Below are 19,748 nucleotides of genomic sequence, written 5' to 3'. Positions count from 1 at the left end.
TGCCCGACGCCGCGCCGGACACATCACGCTTGGCGCGCGGCACACCCTGCGCGATAACCGCCACCAGAATCACCGCGTCGCACCGCCAGGACCACCATGAACGCCGTCGAGATCGAAGAGGCCATCTCCGCGCTGGCCGAGCAGCCTTTCGATGCCACAGAGTTCCCTTTTGCGTTCCTGCAAGCGTTCGGCAACAAGGAGGCGACGCTCAAGCGGCTGCGCAAGGGCGAGACCAACAAGTCCGATTGCGGCGGCGTGCTGCAGACCAACAACATCCACATCGCCGTTGCGCCGAAGGGCGAGGTGACGGCGACGCTGGCCGCCCTGAAAGCGAGCCCGGCCACGGCGCGCGCCAAAGCCAAGTTCGTGCTGGCGACCGACGGCGAGTGGTTTGAGGCGGAAGAGCTTGCGAGTGGCGACACTGTGGCCTGCGCCTACAAGGATTTCCCAAATCGCTTTGGGGTCTTTCTGCCGCTGGCCGGCATCACGACGGTCAAGCAGATCCGGGACAACACCTTCGACATCCGCGCGACCCGCCGTTTCAATCAGCTCTATGTCGAGCTATTGAAGACTAATCCGGACTGGGGCACGGACGAGCGCCGGCACGACATGAACCACTTCATGGCGCGGCTGATCTTCTGCTTCTTCGCCGAAAGCACTGACATCTTCAACGGTGAGGGCTTGTTCACTGCGACGGTGGAGCAATACAGCGACGCCAGCAATGCGCATGATGTGATCGGCGCGATCTTTCGCGCTATGAACATGAAGGGTCCCGAGCGGGTTGCTGCCAAGCTGCGACCCTGGGCCGACGCCTTCCCTTACGTCAACGGCGGGCTGTTCTCCGGCAACCTCGACGTTCCCCGCTTCAGCCGCATCGCGCGCTCCTATCTGCTGCACATCGGTCGTCTCGACTGGAAGCAGATCAATCCGGACATCTTCGGCTCGATGATCCAGGCGGTCGCCGAGGACGAGGAGCGCGGCGCGCTCGGCATGCACTACACCAGCGTGCCGAACATTCTGAAAGTGCTCAATCCGCTGTTCCTCGACGATCTCAGGGAGAAGCTGGCCGAGGCCGGCGACAATTCCCGAAAGCTGCTCAATCTGCGCAATCGCATGGCGCGCATCCGCGTCTTCGATCCCGCCTGCGGCTCCGGCAATTTCCTCGTGATCGCCTACAAGGAGATGCGGAAGATCGAAGCGGAGATCAATCAGCGACGCGGGGAGTCGGAGCGCAAGACCGAGATTCCGCTGACCAATTTTCGCGGCATCGAGCTGCGTGATTTTCCGGCCGAGATTGCGCGTTTGGCGTTGATCATCGCGGAGTATCAGTGCGACGTGCTGCATCGGGGACAGAAGGAAGCGCTAAAGGATTTTCTGCCTCTCGAGGCGGATAACTGGATTATTCGTGGGGACGCCCTGGAGCTTGAATGGTTGAGCATTTGCCCGCCTGCCGGAACTGGGGTGAAGTATCAATCCGATGATCTATTCCGCTCTCCGCTTGAGCAAACACAAATCGATTTCGAGAATGAGGGCGGCGAAACGTATATTTGCAGTAACCCTCCATATCTTGGATCAACTTGGCAATCCGAAGCTCAGAAGGAGAAGTTGAAGGCTGTTTTCGCGAGTCGTACGAAGAATTGGAAGTCGCTAGACTATGTCGCTGGCTGGTTCATGAAGGCGGCCGACTATGGAAGGTCCGGGAATGCCGCCGCTGCGTTCGTTGCGACGAACTCTATCTGCCAGGGCCAACAAGTGCCAATTCTTTGGCCTTTGTTGTTTCAGGCGGGTCACGAAATCTCGTTCGCGCACACTTCGCTAAAATGGTCAAACCTTGCGAGCAACAAGGCGGGGGTCACTGTTGTTGTAGTCGGGATATCTAGCCGAGTTGGTAGAACGAGGCGTCTTTTTACGATCACAGAAGATGAAACGGCTGTCGCCAAAGATGTCGACAACATCAATCCGTACTTGGTTTCCGGCCCAAACGTCATCGTAGAAAAGTCTAGCGCACCTATTGCTGCAATCTCAGGCATGACGTTTGGTAGCAAGCCGGTGGATGGCGGAAATTTGCTGCTTTCGATGTCTGAATTGAACAGCTTAGGTCTTTCTAAACTAGATAGAGAGAAGTTTATTCGTCCGATATTTGGCTCGGATGAATTTATTGGAGGAAGGGCGCGTTTTTGCATTTGGGTCAGCGATGCGGATGCGCCTGAAAGTCAGGATCACCCCGTAATCGGGAAGCGCATCGATGCCGTGCGCGCGATGCGCTTGGCCAGCGCTAAGATTGCTACCCAACGCGGGGCAGAGTGGCCTCATAGGTTCGATGAGAGGCGTCAAACCGGATCTGAAACGATCATTGCCGTTCCGGCGATCAGCTCCGAAAATCGAGAGTATCTCCCATGTGGGATATTGCCAGCAGGGACCATCATTTCCAACAAGTGCTTTGCTTTGTTCAATTCGCCGCTTTGGAATATGGCGTTATTAGTCTCTCGCGTGCATCTTGTTTGGATTGCGACGGTGTGTGTTCGTCTAAGAACTGACTTCTCGTATTCGAATACACTCGGATGGAATACCTTTCCTGTCCCCACGCTCACAGAGAAGAACAAGGCGGACCTCAACCGTTGCGCCGAGGATATCTTGCTTGTACGCGAAGCCCATTTTCCGGCGACAATCGCCGACCTCTACGACCCCGACAAAATGCCCGACGACCTCCGCGCCGCTCACGACCGCAACGACGAGGTGCTCGAGCGCATCTATATCGGGCGGCGCTTTCGCAACGACACCGAGCGGCTGGAAAAGCTGTTCGACATGTATACGAAGATGACGGCCGAGCAGACGGCGGCCAAGACGGGGGCCGTCCGAAAGTCGAAAGCTGGAGCCTAGGCCGGTTTATTTGAGAGGGGCCCCATGAGGCTTCTGGACTCATGGTCGAATGAGAACATATACTGAACATCATTTCGGGTGGGGCAGCCGATGGAAGGGTTCGAGTGGGACCCCGAGAAGAATGCGTCGAACCTGCGCAAGCATGGCCTGTCGTTCGAGGAGGCTGCGTCGATCTTCCAGGGGCCGGTGCTGACCGGACCTGACGAGAGCGGCGAGTTCGGAGAGATCAGGGAAAAGAGTTTTGGCCTGCTCGGCGGGGTGGTCGTGATCTGCGTGGTTCATACCGACCGCAATGGCGTGATCCGCATCATCAGCGCCCGCAAGGCAACGTCCAACGAAAGAAAGCATTTCGATGCCTATCTCAAACAAGCGCTTAGCTGAATTGGCCGCGATGCCGGACAGCCAGATCGATACGTCCGACATCCCGGAGGCCGACGAGAGCTTTTTCAAATCGGCGAAGCTCAGGCAGCCGCGCGCGGCGCATCCGCGCCACGTGCCGTCGGTGTCCGTATCCTATGCCCGCACCGGCCGCTCGACCAAGGCCAATGCGCTGGGCATGCGGCCGATGCAGGAACTGGCCTATGAGAAGCGCGGCGAGCAATATTTGCTGATCAAGTCGCCGCCGGCCTCCGGCAAGAGCCGCGCGCTGATGTTCATCGCGCTCGACAAGCTGCACAATCAAGGGGTCAAGCAGGCCATCATCGTCGTGCCCGAGCGCTCGATCGGCGCCAGCTTCAACGACGAGCCGCTCAGCCAGTACGGCTTCTTTGCCGACTGGCACGTCGAGCCCCGCTGGAATCTCTGCAATGCCCCCGGCTCCGACAATGGTGGCAAGGTGAAGTCGGTCGCGGCGTTCCTGGAAAGCGCCGACAAGGTGCTGGTCTGTACCCACGCCACCTTCCGCTTCGCGGTCGATCAATATGGCGTCGAGGCGTTCGACGGCCGGCTGATCGCGGTCGACGAATTTCACCACGTCTCGGCCAACCCCGACAACAAGCTCGGCCTGCATCTCGGCCAGTTCATCGCCCGCGACAGGGTGCACCTGGTCGCCATGACCGGCTCCTATTTTCGCGGCGACGCCGAGGCCGTGCTGGCGCCGCAGGACGAGGCGAAGTTCGAGACCGTCACCTATACCTATTACGAGCAGCTCAACGGCTACGAATATCTCAAGCGGCTCGACATCGGCTATTTCTTCTATGCCGGCTCCTATGCCGACGACATCCTGAAGGTGCTCGATCCCGCCGAGAAGACGATCGTCCACATTCCCTCCGTCAACTCGCGCGAGAGCACCAAGGACAAGATCAAGGAGGTCGAGCACATCATCGGCGCGCTCGGCGACTGGCAGGGCTCCGATCCCGCCACCGGCTTCCAGCTCGTGAAGATTCCGTCCGGCCAAGTGCTGCGGATCGCCGATCTGGTCGAGGACGATCCGGCCAAGCGGGATCGCGTCTCGGCCGCGCTGAAGGACCCTGCGCAGAAGACCAACCGCGATTTCGTCGACATCATCATCGCGCTCGGCATGGCCAAGGAAGGTTTCGACTGGATCTGGTGCGAGCACGCTTTGACCATCGGTTATCGCGCCAGCCTGACCGAGGTGGTGCAGATCATCGGCCGCGCCACCCGCGACGCTCCCGGCAAGACCCGTGCGCGCTTCACCAATTTGATCGCCGAGCCCGATGCCTCCGAAGAGTTGGTGACCGAGGCGGTCAACGACACCCTGAAGGCGATCGCCGCAAGCCTCCTGATGGAGCAGGTGCTGGCGCCGCGCTTCGAGTTCAAGCCGAAGAACCCGAACAACGAGGCGGCGCCTGGCTATGATTATGGCGAGGCCGGCTACGATCCGGCCCAGTGCAACGTCGGCTTCAACGAGGAGACCGGCAAGTTCCAGATCGAGATCAAAGGTCTCGTCACGCCGAAGAGCCCGGAGGCGCAGCGCATCTGTCAGCAGGATCTGAACGAGGTCGTCGCCGCCTTCGTGCAGGACAAGCCGTCGATCGAGCGCGGCCTGTTCGATTCCGAGCTGGTGCCGGAGGAACTGACCCAGCTTCGCCTCGGCAAGATCATCAAGGACAAATATCCCGAACTGGATGACGAGGACCAGGAAGCCGTGCGCCAGCACGCCATCGCCGCCCTGAACCTGACGCAGAAGGCCAAGGAGATCGCCGTGGGCGGCGCCGGCGCCGGTAGCGAGGCGAGCCCGAACACCGCCTTCGTCGACGGCGTCCGCCGCTTCGCGATGGACGTGCGCGAGCTGGACATCGACATGATCGACCGCATCAATCCGTTCGGCGAGGCCTATGCGATCCTGTCCAAGGCGATGACCGAGGACAGCCTGCGGCGGATCAAGGAGATCATCGAGGCCAAGCGCGTCACCATGTCGATGGAGGAGGCGCGCGAGTTGGCGCGACGGGCGGTCAGGTTCAAGCAGGAGCGGGGACGGCTGCCCTTGATCACCTCGGCGGATGCGTGGGAAAAGCGCATGGCTGAAGGCGTGGCGTTCCTGGCGCGCATGAAGGCGGAGGCCGCGCGTGGTTGATTTCACCGACGAGGACGATGCCCTGCTCGCAGAGCTGGGCGTCGAGGTCGAGACCAAGAAGGAAGGCGGCCGGACCGCGCGCGAGGAGCGCATCATCGCCGGCTTCGAGGAGATCCAGCGTTTCGTCACCGAGCATGGCCGCATCCCTCAGCATGGCGAGGGACGCGACATCTTCGAGCGCATCTATGCCGTCAGGCTCGACCGCCTGCGGGAGCAAGAGGACTGCCGCACGCTGCTCGCGCCCCTGGATCATCAGGGCCTGCTTGCCGGCGCCGAAGCCGCCCCGTCCGGCTTCGCCGAGGAGTTGGACGACGACGCGCTGCTCGCGGAGCTCGGTGTCGACGCGCCGGCCGACGATCTGACCGAGCTTCGCCACGTCCGCTCCGCCGCCGACAAGTGCGCGGCGGAGGAGATCGCCAATCGGACGAAATGCGAGGATTTCGAGCGTTTCAAGCCGCTGTTCGACCAGGTGCAGAACGAGATCCGCGCGGGCCTGCGCGCCACAAGGCCGATCGTTAAGGACACCGGCTTCCTCAAGGCGGAGATCAAGGCCGGACAGTTCTTCATCCTTGGCGGTCAATTGGCCTATGTCGCAGCCGTCGGCGAGCCCTTCAAGGCGCCCAACGGCCAGACCGATTCGCGGCTGCGCGTGATCTATTCCAACGCGACCGAGAGCGACCTGCTGCTGCGCTCGTTGCAGCGTGCGCTCTACAAGGACGATGCGGGCCGCCGGGTCACCGAGCCGAATGCCGGGCCTCTGTTCGCGGACATGACCGAGGATGGCGACGAGGCGAGCGGCACCGTCTATGTGCTGCGCAGCAAGTCGGATCATCCTGACGTCGCGGCGCATCGCGACGTGCTGCACAAGATCGGCGTCACCGGCGGCGACGTCGCGACGCGCATCACCAACGCGCGGCTCGATCCGACCTTCCTGATGGCCGACGTCGAGATCGTCGCGACCTACGAGCTGTTCAACATCAACCGCACCCGGCTCGAAAACATCATCCACCGCGTCTTCGCCCCGGCCCGGCTCGACATCACCATCAACGACCGCTTCGGCAACCCGATCGTGCCGCGCGAATGGTTCCTGGTGCCGCTGTTCGTGGTCGACGACGTCGTCCAGAAGATCAGGGACGGCACCATCACCGGCTACGTCTACGACCCCAAGACGGCCGCGCTGACGCGGGCGGCGTGAGCGGACCGGATGCGGTGTTCGACCTATCTCCATGAACAAGCCGTTCGCGTGTTCATGGTCAATGTGCAGCGCCGCCCTCGGCGCCAGACCCTCATGGTGAGGAGCGTCGCTCTTGCGACGCGTCTCGAACCATGAGGCCACGGCCGGGGCCTCGCCCTTCGAGACGCCCGCCTGTCGGCGGGCTCCTCAGGGTGAGGGTCTGACGATCGTGACTTGCGACAGCGCGTGACGTTTTGGCGCGACCTGCTCTAAGAAATATCTTGCTCTTTTTCCGAAATCATGCTCTACTCCCTGCATCCCGTCCTCATGCAGAGGGGCGTACGCGTCGTCACGATACGTTGAGGCGGGGAGCGGTGGCCGCGAGTGTTGTCAGGTGCTGTTGCGCTGGACGATTGGCAGCTCGCGGACGTTCAAGCCGTGTGGTCCTGGCGCCCCGATGCTGGCGCCAAGTCTGGATGACATGACGTGTCATCAGGCGACGGGGGCAAACAAGCCGGTCCCCGGGGAGAGCTCGGAGCAGACGTTAAACCCATCGCGCAGGGAGGGCCGGGTCTGTCCGGCTGAACCTGTGGTTCCTGCCGCCTGCATTTTTTTCCGCAGGCGGGCCACGGGCCTCAGTCGGGGCCCGGCCTTCCCTGCGCCCTCGGCATTTGAAGATGGTCTTGGTGATGATGATCTCGGGCGCGATCGCGCCGCGGGAGGTGTTGGTGTGTCTGCGTGCATCATGATCGACTTGCCGTGGCGCTGAGAGAGCTGCCAGTGCGCACAACATCGCCGCAGCCGTGGCGCCGTCATCGAATTGCGCTACACTGGTGTCACACGCGACTGCCGCGTTGGCAGTAGGGCGACAGCGGAAGTCAGGGGGATGGACGGCATGACGGGGGTGATCAATTCCGGCGCAGCGCGATCGTCTGCGTCAGGTGTCGCTCTCACGCGCGGACTCTCCCGATGACGTCGCTCGACAAGTCCGCCTTCACGCCGCATGCCCTGCGCGAGAGCGTGCTGAACGAGGTGCATGCGCGGCCGTTCACGCCGCTGGCGCAGCCGGTGCTGGTGATCCGCTTCGCCTTCATGGCGAAGGGCGACAGTCCGGCGGTCGACCGCGCCAGCCTCGCCGCGTTCTGCGCGCAGCATGGCGCGCTGCCGCCGGAGCCGGGCGTGAAGCATCATCAGGTCGATCTCGGCCCGGTCAGGCTGCGCTTCGAGCAGCATTCGGAATTCGCCACCCTCACTTGGATCTGGAGCCCGCCGGCCGGCGCCGGACCGCGCCGCTTCGGGGCCATCGCGCCCGAGCTGCAGGCGCTGATCGCGGCGCTGCCGCAGGCCGGCGAGCTGCTGGTGGCGGTCAAGCTCGAGGTCGAGAATGCGGCCGATCCGGTGGCGCGTGCGGAGGAGATCTTCGACAAGAGCAGCCTCGCCATCGTGACGATCAAGGGCAGCGCCGGCGCGGTCGCCTCCGACTTCCGCCTCGACGACGACGGCTTCACCCGCATCCTGGTCTGCGCCGACGGCCCGACCCCGGAGCGGCTCGGGGCGCTGGTGCAGCGCGTGCTGGAGCTCGAGACCTACCGCACTTTGGCGCTGCTCGGCCTGCCGGCGGCGCTGGCGCTGGCGCCGGACGTCGACCGCATCGAGCGGCGGCTGGTCGAGGTGCTCGCGGAGATGCAGGGCGCGCAGTCGTTCAAGCTCAACAACCATTTGCTGCGCGAGCTGACCGAGCTCGAGGCGCTGCTGGAGCGCGGCGCCACCGGCAGCCTGTTCCGGTTCGGCGCCAGCCGCGCCTATTACGACCTGGTGCAGGCCCGCTTGGCGGTGATCGAGGGTGAGCCGGTCGCGCCGTATTCGAGCTGGTCGTCGTTCCTGGCGCGGCGCACCGCGCCGGCGATGCGCACCTGCAACGCGCTGGAGGGGCGGCAGTCGAACCTGTCGCTCAAGCTGGCGCGCGCCGCCGACCTGCTGCGCACCCGCGTCAATGTCGAGCTGGAGCAGCAGAACCGCGATCTCCTGCGCTCGATGAACGAGCGCACCAAGCTGCAGCTGCGGCTGCAGAGCACGGTCGAGGGGCTGTCGGTGGCCGCGATCGGCTATTACGTCGTCAGCCTGTTCGGCTATCTCGCCAAGGGCGCGCATGACACCGGCCTGCCGGTCGAGCCGACGCTGGCTACCGCCGCCTTCGTGCCGGTCGCGATCGCGCTGATCTGGTTCACGACCCACCAGATCCGCAAGCGGCACTTGAAGGAGGATCACGAGGCGGAGAAGGCCGAGCAGGAGTGAACGGCTGGGCGCCTTGCCAGCGAGCGGCCGGACGGCTAAGCGGCGGGCTGGTCAGCAAGAGGCGATGAGACGATGAGCGGTGCGACGATCGATTTCCTGGTTCACGCGGATGGTGCGGCGACGCGGCAGCGGATCACGCTGAGCCGCCTCGTCATCGCCGGCTGGACCGGGCGCGATCCGGTCGCCCGCGACAAGCACATCGCCGAGCTGGAAGAGCTCGGCATTCCCCGGCCGGCGACGACGCCGATCTATTACGAGGCTGCGGCCAGCCGGCTGACGACGTCGGACAGCATCGAGGTCAGCGGCGGCGACTCCTCCGGCGAGGTCGAGTTCGTGCTGGTGAAGTCCGGCGGCCGGCTCTATGTCGGCGTCGGCTCCGATCATACCGACCGCAAGGTCGAGACCTACAACATCACCGTGTCCAAGCAGATGTGCGACAAGCCGGTGGCGCCCGAGCTGTGGCTGGTTGACGATGTCGCCGCGCATTGGGACCAGCTGATGCTGCGCGCCTACGCGACCATCAACGGCGAGCGCGTGCTCTATCAGGAGGGTGCGCTGAGCGGCATGCTGGCGCCCGTCGACCTGATCGCGCGCCGTTATGGTGAGGCAGGCCTGCCCGAGGGCACCGCGATGTTCGGCGGCACGTTTGCCGCCAAGGGCGGCATCCGCCCCGCCGACCGCTTCGACTTCGAGCTGGTCGATCCCGTGCTGAACCGCGCCATCCGCCACGGCCACGCGATCGAGCAGCTCGCCATCGCCGGCTGATCGGGACGCGCGCGATCACGTTCGCGTGCGGCGGAATGCGCTAACGATCAGGCCGCGGCGCGTCGTCGCGGCCGTCGCCACGCATGGCTGCATTCGCGCAGGCGTTGCGATCCGCAAGGGCCTGTTAAGCAAGGCGGCCTATCGTGCCGGAGTGTGCCGAAGCGGGACCATGGCCTCGTTTCGCGTTCTGGTCCGGCACACCATGTCACGGCATGAGACGCAATGCGGCTGGCATATCCTTAATCGATCCTTACCTGATAGCAGCGGATTCGACGGGTCGGACGACAAGGGCGATTAACTAGAAGTTTAGGATTGGGTTTGTGCGCGTGAACGCCTCCCTTAAGGGTTTTATTAAATGCCCCGGGAATTGGGAGAGTGCGGTGCGCGTCGCGATCGTCCACGATTGGCTTTACGTTCTTGGCGGCGCCGAGAAGGTCCTTCAGGAGATCCTGCGCTGCTATCCCGGCGCCGACGTCTTCACGCTGTTCGACCTGCTGCGTCCCGAGGACCGCGCCAAGCTGGGATTCGAGAAGTCGCACACCAGCTTCCTGCAGAAGATGCCGCTCTTGCGGAAGTATCACCGCTCCTATCTGCCGCTGATGCCGCTCGCGATCGAGCAGCTCGATCTGTCGAGCTACGACCTGGTGATCTCCTCCAGCTGCGCGGTGGCGAAGGGCGTTCTGACCGGGCCGGAGCAGCTGCACATCGCCTATGTGCATTCGCCGATGCGCTATGCCTGGGATCTGCAGCACCAGTATCTGCAGGAGAGCGGCTACGCCACCGGCGTCAAGGGCCTGATCGCTCGCGCCTTGTTGCACAAGATGCGGATCTGGGATGCGCGCACCGCGCACGGTCCCGACGCCATCTTCACCAATTCGCAGTTCGTCGCCCGCCGCATCAAGAAGATCTACGGCCGCGACGCCAAGGTGATCTATCCGCCGGTGACCATCGCGCAGCGCGATGCGATCCTGCCCGTCGGCAACCACTTCCTCGCCGCGAGCCGGCTCGTGCCCTACAAGCGCATCGAGCCGATCGTGCGCGCCTTCAACACCATGCCGGACCTCGAGCTGGTCGTGGCCGGCGACGGTCCGGAAGCCGCGCGGCTGAAGTCGATCGCGGGGCCGAACGTCAAGTTCGCCGGCTTCGTGCCCGACAAGCAGCTGCGTGACCTCATGACCACCGCCCGCGCCTTCGTGTTTGCGGCGGAAGAGGATTTCGGCATCATCCCGGTCGAGGCGCAGTCCGAAGGCGCACCGGTGCTGGCGCTCGGCCGCGGCGGTGCACGCGAGTCGATCCTCACCACGGGGCCGCGGCCGACCGGCATGTTCTTCGGCTCGCCCGAGCCCGAGGCGATCGCGGCCTGCGTGCGATCGTTCGTGGCCAAGGAGAAATCGATCTCGCGGCTCGACTGCCGCCAGCGCGCCAGCTTCTTCTCGGCCGAGCGTTTCCGCAGCCAGTTCGTCGCGGCGGTCAACGAGGAGATCGACAGTTTCCGTGCGGGACATCAGGGCCGCGCGACGCGGCTGATTGCGTAATATTGGATGTGGTACGGGTGCAGATCATGAGGCAGGCGGCTCTCGGCGAGGCCTTGTCCGGCATTGACGCCGTCGCCCGGATCTGGCGCCGCCGCGGCGTGTTCGCCATCGTGGCCGGCGCCGTTCTCGCGCTTGCCGTGGCCGCGCTCGTGCTGCTGCCGGTGCGCTATCTCGCCACCGCTTCCGTGATCATCGCCGAGCAGGAGCCGGGTGCCAACACCTCGGCGGCGTGGGCGCAGAAGATCGGCGATCCCGCCGACATGGAAAGCCAGCTCCTGGTGATCCGCTCGCCGCGCCTGCTGCGTCAGATCATGTCGTCGCCCGGCGTGGTCGACGCCGTGGTCGGCGAATGCGAGCGCGGCCGTCTCATAGGTTCGGGCGATGCGTGCCAGCGCCTCAAGACCGATCCGGGCGCGTTCATCGATCACGTCGACAGTCGCTTCAGCGTTGCTTCGGCCGGCCGCTCGCGCGTCATCAACATCTCCTATCAGTCGAGCAGTCCCGAGGTTGCGAAGACGCTCGCCAACGCGTTGACGCAGACCTTTCTCGAGGACCAGCGCACCGAAGGCGCCAACAGCCGCGAGGTCGCGAGCTCTTGGCTCTGGAAGGAATTGAAGCAGCTCGACCAGCAGTTGCGCGAGGCCGACGACAAGATCCAGAAGTTCCGGCGCACCAAGGGCCTGATGCGTGGCGCCAATGCGCCGATCTCCTCGGAGCGGCTGACCAGCATCGGCCAGCAGCTGTCGCAGGCGGAGGCCGCGCGCGCCGACGCCGCGGCGCGGCTGCAGGAGATAAAGTCGGAGCAGGAGCGCGGGCCGACCGACGCCCCGTCGGTGCTGCAGAGCCGCACCATCGCCGACCTCAAGCAGCAACTGACGACCGTGAGCGCGCAGCTCGCCAGTGCGGCCGGTGTGCTCGGGCCGAAGCACCCCTCGATCCTGGCGCTGACGCGCGAGCAGGCGATCATCCAGCAGCGGCTGGTCGCCGAGATGCAGAGCATCGCGGCGAGCGCGCAGAAGACGTACGATGCCAACACCGCGCTGGTGAACTCGCTGAAGAAGCAGATGGAGACGGCGAAGGCGGAGGCCGGCTCGGCCACGCTGGACGAGGCCTCCATCGAGAGCATGGTGCGCGACACCGAGATCAAGCGGCAGCAATATGCCGAGCTCTACAAGAAGGCGAGCGAGCTCGAGACCGAACGGCGTGTCCTGCGCGGCAGCACGCGTCTCGTCAGCCTCGCTGAGCTGCCGAGCAAGCCGTTCTTCCCGAAGAAGATCCCGTTCCTCGCCGCTGGCACGACGCTCGCGTTGATCTTCGGTGTCGGCGCTGCGCTGCTCGCCGACAGGCTCGGCGCGCGCCTGATCAGCCCGCCCGTGCCCGTCACGCCGGAAGCGCCGGCCGAGCAGGTCGAGGCGCCCGCTGTCGACGAAGCTCCGGCCATCGTCCCTGAATTGGCCGAGCGTGTGACCGCACCGCAAGCGGCGACGCCACCGGCAGCGCCTGAACGAAGGTCCCATCTCCCGAGCGTCGCCGACGTTTCGATCCTGGCCTGCCTGCCGCGCCTGAAGAGCCTGCGTGAGATGTCGGCGCTCGGCGCGATCCTGCAAAGCCACCAACCGCTGGCGATCCCGCGCGTCTTGCGCCTCGCCTCCGAGGACACTGATTTTCAGCACACGCTGCATGATCTCGTCCACGAACTCGGTTTGAAGCGGTCCGCCCGATCGCAGCGCATCGTCGTGACCTCTCCCGATGCAGCAGATGGCAAGACGACCACGACCTGTGCGCTGGCAGAGCACCTCGCGGCCGCAGGCTGGCGCGTGCTGGTCGTCGAGTGCGACGTCTCGCATCCCGCCTTTGCAGAGATCATGGCGCTGCCGGCAAGCCCCGGATGGCTCGGCGCGCTGGAGCGCGGGACGCCGCTCCGGGACATGGTTCTGCCCACCGCGCATCCCTCGCTCGACGTGCTGCCGGTTGGTGAGGCGACCGGTCCGGTCGGCGACATTCTCGACGCGATCAGCCTCGACCGTCTCCTCGCTGGTCTCGATGGCTATGATGCCGTGATCGTCGACACACCATTGCCGTCGCAACGGAACGACTTCCTTGCCGGTACGGACTGGGCGATCGTCTGCGTGCGCAGTGACCGGTCGTTGATCGAGCCGGCGGTCGCGACGGTGAACAGGAGCAGGGCACTCGGAGCCCGCGATGTCGGCATCGTCGTCACCATGACCGACGTCGAGCACCGCAGCGCGCCTGTGGTCCAGACCGCGCCCGTGGCGGCCTACGCCGGAGCCGGGTGATGTCGACCGAGCGTGTCCTATTCGTCGATCACACCGGGCAGATCGGCGGCGCCGAGTTGATCCTGCTCGATGTCGTCCAGGGCCGCAAGGATTCGTCGGTGTTCCTGTTCGAGCCGGGCCCGCTCGGCCAGGTGCTGGCTGAGCGCGGGATGTCGGTCGTCACGTCGCGCTGGGGCCACGGCCTGGGGCAGTTCAGACGTGACAGTTCGTGGCTCGAGGCGCTGCCGCTGTTCGGCAGACTCGCGGCGATCACCGCGGAGCTCGCGCATGTCGCACGCAAGCATGACGTCCTCTATGCCAATTCGCAGAAGGCCTTTGTCCTGTCGGCCATCGCCAACATCGCGGCACGGCGGCCGTTGATCTGGCATCTGCACGACATCATCAGCCCGGCTCATTTCGGCGCGCTGCAGCGTCGCATGCAGATCTTTCTCGCCAACCGCTTCGCGGCGAAGGTCGTCGTCCCCTCCGAAGCTGCCGCAGCCGCCTTCATCGAGGCCGGAGGTCGACGCTCTCTCGTCGAGGTCGTGCCCAATGGTCTCGCCGTCGAACCCGTACCCGTGTCGCGCGAGGAGCTGAGGCAACGGCTCGGCCTGCCGTCGGGACCGCTGGTCGGCGTGTTCAGCCGGCTCGCGCGGTGGAAGGGGCAGCACGTTCTGATCGAGGCGCTGGCCGAATTGCCGGACGTGCACGGTATCATCGTTGGCGACGCGTTGTTCGGCGAGCAGGACTACGCGGCTGAGCTGAGACGGCTGGTCGCGGAGCTTTGCCTCGGCGATCGCGTTCACTTCCTTGGGCATCGCAGCGACGTGCCGCTGCTGATGCAGGCGGTGGACGCGATGGTGCATCCGTCGATCGATCCCGAGCCGTTCGGCCGCACCCTGGTCGAAGCGATGCTCGCCGGCGTGCCGGTGATCGCCACTGACGCTGGCGCTGCGCCGGACATCCTCGAACATGGCCGGGCCGGCCTGCTCGTGCCGCCTGGTGACGCGCGTGCGCTGTCCGAGGCCTTGGACGCGGTGCTGGCTGAACCCGAGATCCTCGCGCCCCAGCTCGACTACGCGTCGCGCCGCGCGCGCACCCATTACAGTCTGACACGCATGCTGGACTCGATCGGGCTGCTGATCCGCAATGTCGGTGCGGGAGCGGCGGTGTGAGCACGATCGTCACACCTGCCCCGGCCTCCGAGCGGCGTATGGTCGATCTCGTCGTGGATTGCGGCCCGCCGTTCGCCATTCTCGCGCCGGTGCCATCGTGGTCGAAACTGCTCGAGGACGGACAAGTCCCTGCGCGATGGAAAGGGCCGCCGGCCGTGTCGGAGGATGCCGCATGAGCGCCTCCGGTCCTTCGCTCAAGCGCTTCAGTGCGCTGCTGATCAGCGGTGCGCTGGCGAGCAAGATGCTCGGCTTCGGCCGCGAGGTGTTGATGGCGCACGTGCTCGGCGCCTCGCTCATCGCCGACGGCTTCCGGGCCGCCATGGCGGCCGTGCTCATCCCGCTTGCGTTCCTGCAGAACGAGAGCGTGCCCGCGATCATGATCCCGATGCATCGCGAGGCGCTGCAGCGGCCGGATGCCGCGCGCAGCCTCGGTGCGCTGACGATCGTCATTGCCGTCGTCTCGAGCCTGGTGACCGCGATCATCCTGCTGCTCGGTGAGCTCTGGGTGAACGCCGTCGTCGGCGGCTTCTCGGCGGAGGGGCGCGAGCTGACCTTGCACTTCGTGCGCATGATGGCGTTCGGCATGCCGGCGTCGGCGGTGCTCAATGTGCTTGCCGCCGGCGAGATCGCGCTCGGCCGCACGCGGCTGACCAATGTCCGTGCCAGCCTGCTCAACGTCGCGGTGATCGGCGGCATCGGCCTGCTGGTGCTGACCGGCGACGCCTACATGCTCGCCTGCGCCTTCACCGTCGCCTTCAATGGCCTCGCCGCCTGGGGTCTGTTCACGCTGTGGCGCGAGGGCGCGCTGAGCGTCGCCGGCCTGACCGCCGGCATGGTGATCGACAAGGGTATCGAATTCTTCCGCCGGCTGCGCGTCCTGCTGGCGTTGCCGTTGGCCGAGCAGGGCAATGTCTGGATCGAGCGCTTCACGGCATCGCGGCTGACGACCGGCGCCGTCGCGTCGCTGGACTACGCGCGCTCGCTGACCGAGAGCGCGCTGCTGCTGATCAGCCAACCGCTCGGCATGGCGGTGCTGTCGCAGCATGCCCCACGCGATCCGCGTGCGCAGACCGAGGCACTGCTGCGGCCGCTGCTCGCGCTGACCTTGCCGGCCTCGGCGTTCCTTCTGGTCTTCTCGACCGACATCGTCCGCCTGATCTATTTCCGCGGCGCGTTCGGCGACGAGGCCCTGCTGCTGACCTCGCATGCGCTCAAGGGCATCGCCTGCGGCGTCTGGGCCGCGACCCTCGGCTGGATCCTGATCCGTCTGCTCAATGGCGCGGGGCGCAACGGCGTCGCTGCGGTCATCATCGTCTCGGCCTATCTCGCCAACATGGGCTTCAACCTGCTGATGCCGCTGTTCGATCCGTCGCCGGCGGCCGGCATGCAGTTGCTCGGCGTTGGCGAAGCGATCCGCAGCCTCGTGCTACTGTCGGGCGTGGTGTTCGTGCTCGGCGATGCGCGAAAGCTCCTGCTCGTGATCGGCCTGGCCCTGCTGCCGACCGCATTGATGGTCGTGCTCGGCCTGATGATTCAGACCTCCGTGCCGGGCCTGCTGCCGCGCCTGTTCGCCGGCGGATTGGCGTATCTGCTCTGCCTGGCCTTCGCGATCGGCATCCTGCTGCCGGCCGTGGTGGGCACGGCGCTCCGTCATGTTCGTCGTACGTTCAGGATGAAGGGAGAGCTGAGTTGACCCTGCTGGCCCTCGCTGCCGCCAAGGCGATGATGGCATCCGGTGCCTTCGTCCTTCCCGTCGCCAAGGCGGTCGATCGTGTGCTCGGCCCGCGCGGCTGCTGTTTGACGTTCCATCGCACCGCGCCGGCAGAGCAGTGGGAGCGTCTGCCCAATCGCGACTTCTACGTCGATGCCGACTTTCTCGATCGCTTCCTCGGCTATGTCCTCGACCAGGGTTGGGACGTCGTGACGATCAGCGAGGCGCTGCGCCGGACGGCAAGCGCCGAGCCGTCCGGCCGCTACGTCAACTTCTCGATCGACGACTGCTACCGCGATACGTTCGATCTGCTTGTGCCGGTGTTCCGCAGGCACAAGGTGCCGGTGACGCTGTTCGTGACGACCGGCATTCCCGAAGGCACGTTGCCGCTGTGGGCCGCCGGCTTGGAGGATGCGCTGCTGCACAGGGACCATGTCAGGGTCGACGATGAGCGGATCGCGCTGTCGAGCGCCGAGCAGCGCCGCGCGGTGTTCGCGCAGATCGCCTCGCGCTGGGATGGCCCGCAGGCGGCGGATCGTTACGCCGCGTTCTGTGCCGCCAACGCCATCGACATCGAGGCGATGCATTGGAAACATGCGATCTCCTGGGAGATGTTGGAAGTGCTGGCGGCGGATCCGCTCATCGAGATCGGAGCCCACACCGTCTCGCATGCGCGCATCTCGTCGCTGTCTTCCGAAGACGCCCTTTGCGAGCTGGCCGGCGCGCGGCTGCGATTGAACGAGCGGCTCGGCATCGACGTCCGGCACTTCGCATTTCCTTACGGGCGCGCCGCCGATTGCGGACCGCGGGACTTTGCGCTGGCGCGGCAGGCCGGATTCGCCAGTGCCGCGACCACGCGCAAGGGCCTTGTCAAAGCAGGGCAGGATGCGTTCTCGATTCCGCGCAACACCATGAATGGCGCGCATCGTACGCTTGCGGCGATGGAGCTGCATCTCACGGGCTTCAGCGGGACTGCAGCGAAGGTGATGGGCCGTGTCTAGCAGGGGGCGCTTGCGAATCGTCTCGATTGCGCATCCGGCCACCAGCAGCGAGGCCGGCCGGCTGCGCTACCGCCATCTCGCGTCCCGGCCCGACGTCGATCTGCATCTCGTGACGCCCGAGGTGTGGAAGGAATTCGGCCGCACCATCACCGCGGCTCACTCCAACGAAGCCTTTCCCATCCATCGGCTCCCGATCCGACTCCCGGACGCGGGTCCGATGAAATGGTACCTGCACTTCTATCCGGCGCTGCGCCGCCTGCTGCGCGAGCTCGATCCCGACGTGATTCACCTTTGGGAAGAGCCCTGGAGCATCGTCGCGCTGCAGGCGCAGATGCTGCGCGGCCGTGCGGCGCTCGTGCTCGAGGTCGACCAGAACATCCTGAAACGGCTGCCGCCACCATTCGAGGCGATCCGCAAATTCGTCCTCGGCCGCACCGCCCACATCCTGTCGCGCAGTCCCGATGCGACTGAGGTCGTGAGGGCGTGCGGCTACACGGGTCCGGTGACGCCGATCGGCTATGGTGTCGATCTCGCGACCTTCATGCCGGCGGGTGATCGATCGAATGCGACGGCCGGCTCGCCGCTGCGGCTCGGCTATGTCGGCCGGCTGGTGGTCGAGAAGGGCCTCGACGATGCGCTCGAAGCGCTCGCGCGCAGCAAGTCGGCGGCGACGCTGAGCATCATGGGCGAAGGTCCGCACGAGCCGCATCTGCGCCGGCGCGTGGCCGAACTTGGTTTGGGCGGGCGCGTCACCATCCAGGGCTGGGCTTCACCCGCTGCGGTCGCGGCTTTTCTGCGCGGCCTGGACGCATTGCTACTGCTGACGCGAACCACGGACGCGGTGCGCGAGCAGTTCGGCCGCGTGATCATCGAGGCCCAGGCCTGCGCCATCCCGGTGATCGGATCGACCTGCGGAGCGATTCCGGATGTCGTCGGCGACGGCGGCTGGATCGTGCCGGAGCAGGATCCCGGCAGCCTGTGTCGGCTCATCGATGAGCTCAGCGGTCGGCGGGCGGAGCTCGCCGTTCGCAGTGAGGCGGCCCGCGCGAACGTGCTCCGGCGCTTCACCTATGATGCGGTCGCAGCGGCGATTGAAACGGCATGCCGTGCGGCGCATCAGTCGAGAACCGCATCCGGCCTCGCCCGCCCACAGCGGCTGCAGACGAATTAGCTAGGCCTTCACCGGCAGCGCCATCGCTGCGCGGCCGGACTGGCGCTTGGCGGCATCGATCTGCTTGAGCAGTTCGATGTATTGCAGCCCGATCTGGTCCCAGCCATAGATCTGCGCGGTGGCCTGGGCGCCGTCCTGCAGCCGGCGCATCAGTGCGGGGTCGGCGAAGACGGCCGCGAGCTTGGCCGCGATGTCGTCGGCGTCTGCTGAAATGCGGAAGCCGTTGACGCCGTCGCGCAGATAGTCCTCGATGCCGCCGACCGGCGTTGCGAACACCGGCACCCCGCAGGCCATGGCCTCCATGCAGACCAGCGAGAAGGTCTCGTAGCTCGTGGGGAGCACGAAGGCATCGGCCGCCGAGTACAGCGCCGGCAGGTCCGAGCGTGGGCCGGCGAAGATCAGTCGTTGCTGGGCGTTGCGCGTCAGTCTGCGGTAGGGCGCGGGATTGTCCGAGCCGACGACCAGCAGCCAGACGTTGTTGCCGAGCCGATCGAGCGCGCAGATCGCATGCGCCAGTCCCTTGCGGTTGAATTCGTGGCCGACGAACAGCAGCAGGCGCGCGTTCTCCGGGATGCCGAACTCACGCCGGATCGCCTGGCCGCCGACGGCGTCGCGCTTGAAGCGCGCGAGATCAATGCCGTTGGAGATGACGTGGATGCGGGCGGCCGGCACGCGGAAGAAGCGCTGCAGCTCCGCGGTGACGCGGGAGGACACCGCCACGAACGCCCGATACCGCAGGCCTCCGATCATGAACCGGTCGCGCAGCGCGACCCACAGATGCATAGGGTTGAGCATCCAGCGCCAGCTGCCGGCGGCGCGTTTCTCGGCGAGGCTCTGCGCATTGACGGCATGCACGATCAGCACGTCACCCTTGAGGCTGTCGCCGTGGCTGATGACGACGGCGTCGGGGTGACGCGCCAGCGCCCGTGTCGCGGCCAGCGTGAACAGCGGCACGACAATGGCGCGGCCGATGTGCCGGAACAGTCCGCGAGTCGGAATCCGCGCCAGCCATGGCGCAACGCGCTCGACTCTGATCGTGTGTTCGAGATTGTCCGCGACGGTGCTCGCGAGCACGATGTTCGATAAACCATTCCGGCCGAAAACGCGCGCCAGCTCGATAGCGACTGTTTCCACGCCGCCGGCATTGCTTATCTCTTGAACGACCTGGACGATCTCAAACGTCATAGCGGAAATCTAAGGGATCAGACATTGCGACTTCGTTCCAATCT

At 65.4% G+C, this 19,748-nt stretch carries 14 protein-coding genes; 13 read left to right on the top strand and 1 reads right to left on the bottom strand.

Translation table 11 applies throughout. The features are described 5' to 3' along the window. Window positions 1-96: 96 nt before the first annotated feature. The 13 genes from QX041_RS31130 to QX041_RS31070 all read left to right on the top strand — a co-directional run bounded on the left by QX041_RS31130 (window position 97) and on the right by QX041_RS31070 (window position 18,519). Window positions 97-2,880, top strand: a complete 2,784-nt coding sequence (locus QX041_RS31130) for a class I SAM-dependent DNA methyltransferase (protein ID WP_316167750.1) — start codon at window positions 97-99, stop codon at window positions 2,878-2,880. 78 nt (window positions 2,881-2,958) lie between these two features. Continuing rightward, on the top strand, window positions 2,959-3,261 hold the full coding sequence (locus QX041_RS31125) for a BrnT family toxin (RefSeq protein ID WP_316167749.1): 303 nt from the start codon (window positions 2,959-2,961) through the stop codon (window positions 3,259-3,261). 10 nt (window positions 3,262-3,271) lie between these two features. After that, window positions 3,272-5,416: a DEAD/DEAH box helicase gene (locus QX041_RS31120; RefSeq protein WP_316167748.1), complete on the top strand. Its 2,145-nt coding sequence runs from the start codon at window positions 3,272-3,274 to the stop codon at window positions 5,414-5,416. Then, a complete protein-coding gene (locus QX041_RS31115) occupies window positions 5,409-6,611 on the top strand; it encodes a GIY-YIG nuclease family protein (protein WP_316167746.1) in 1,203 nt (400 codons plus the stop codon). Before QX041_RS31120 ends, QX041_RS31115 begins: the two co-directional genes overlap by 8 nt. A 948-nt stretch (window positions 6,612-7,559) precedes the next feature. Continuing rightward, window positions 7,560-8,885, top strand: a complete 1,326-nt coding sequence (locus tag QX041_RS31110; RefSeq protein WP_316167745.1) for a DUF3422 domain-containing protein — start codon at window positions 7,560-7,562, stop codon at window positions 8,883-8,885. Window positions 8,886-8,957: 72 nt separating this feature from the next. Then, window positions 8,958-9,650, top strand: a complete 693-nt coding sequence (locus QX041_RS31105) for a DUF2848 domain-containing protein (RefSeq protein ID WP_316167743.1) — start codon at window positions 8,958-8,960, stop codon at window positions 9,648-9,650. A gap of 380 nt (window positions 9,651-10,030) precedes the next feature. Beyond that, window positions 10,031-11,185: a glycosyltransferase gene (locus QX041_RS31100; protein WP_315750689.1), complete on the top strand. Its 1,155-nt coding sequence runs from the start codon at window positions 10,031-10,033 to the stop codon at window positions 11,183-11,185. A gap of 26 nt (window positions 11,186-11,211) precedes the next feature. Continuing rightward, window positions 11,212-13,482 (top strand): exopolysaccharide transport family protein, encoded by a 2,271-nt coding sequence (locus QX041_RS31095; protein ID WP_316167741.1) that lies wholly within the window; start codon window positions 11,212-11,214, stop codon window positions 13,480-13,482. Then, window positions 13,479-14,636, top strand: a complete 1,158-nt coding sequence (locus QX041_RS31090) for a glycosyltransferase family 4 protein (RefSeq protein ID WP_316167740.1) — start codon at window positions 13,479-13,481, stop codon at window positions 14,634-14,636. Before QX041_RS31095 ends, QX041_RS31090 begins: the two co-directional genes overlap by 4 nt. After that, entirely contained in the window at window positions 14,633-14,812 is a 180-nt protein-coding gene (locus QX041_RS31085; protein WP_316167738.1) for a hypothetical protein, read from the top strand. Before QX041_RS31090 ends, QX041_RS31085 begins: the two co-directional genes overlap by 4 nt. Further along, on the top strand, window positions 14,809-16,329 hold the full coding sequence (locus tag QX041_RS31080; protein ID WP_315715984.1) for a lipid II flippase MurJ: 1,521 nt from the start codon (window positions 14,809-14,811) through the stop codon (window positions 16,327-16,329). The genes QX041_RS31085 and QX041_RS31080 overlap by 4 nt, the downstream gene beginning before the upstream one ends. Continuing rightward, window positions 16,326-17,348: a polysaccharide deacetylase family protein gene (locus QX041_RS31075; RefSeq protein WP_315715985.1), complete on the top strand. Its 1,023-nt coding sequence runs from the start codon at window positions 16,326-16,328 to the stop codon at window positions 17,346-17,348. Before QX041_RS31080 ends, QX041_RS31075 begins: the two co-directional genes overlap by 4 nt. Then, window positions 17,341-18,519, top strand: a complete 1,179-nt coding sequence (locus tag QX041_RS31070; protein ID WP_315750701.1) for a glycosyltransferase — start codon at window positions 17,341-17,343, stop codon at window positions 18,517-18,519. The genes QX041_RS31075 and QX041_RS31070 overlap by 8 nt, the downstream gene beginning before the upstream one ends. On the opposite strand, the gene QX041_RS31065 is transcribed toward QX041_RS31070, so the two are convergent. Continuing rightward, window positions 18,520-19,704 (bottom strand): glycosyltransferase family 4 protein, encoded by a 1,185-nt coding sequence (locus QX041_RS31065; protein WP_316167736.1) that lies wholly within the window; start codon window positions 19,702-19,704, stop codon window positions 18,520-18,522. Between the last annotated feature and the right edge of the window lie 44 nt (window positions 19,705-19,748).

The organism is Bradyrhizobium sp. SZCCHNRI2009 (assembly GCF_032485115.1).
Classification (GTDB): Bacteria; Pseudomonadota; Alphaproteobacteria; order Rhizobiales; family Xanthobacteraceae; genus Bradyrhizobium.
This window is presented reverse-complemented; position numbering and strand designations above follow the sequence as displayed.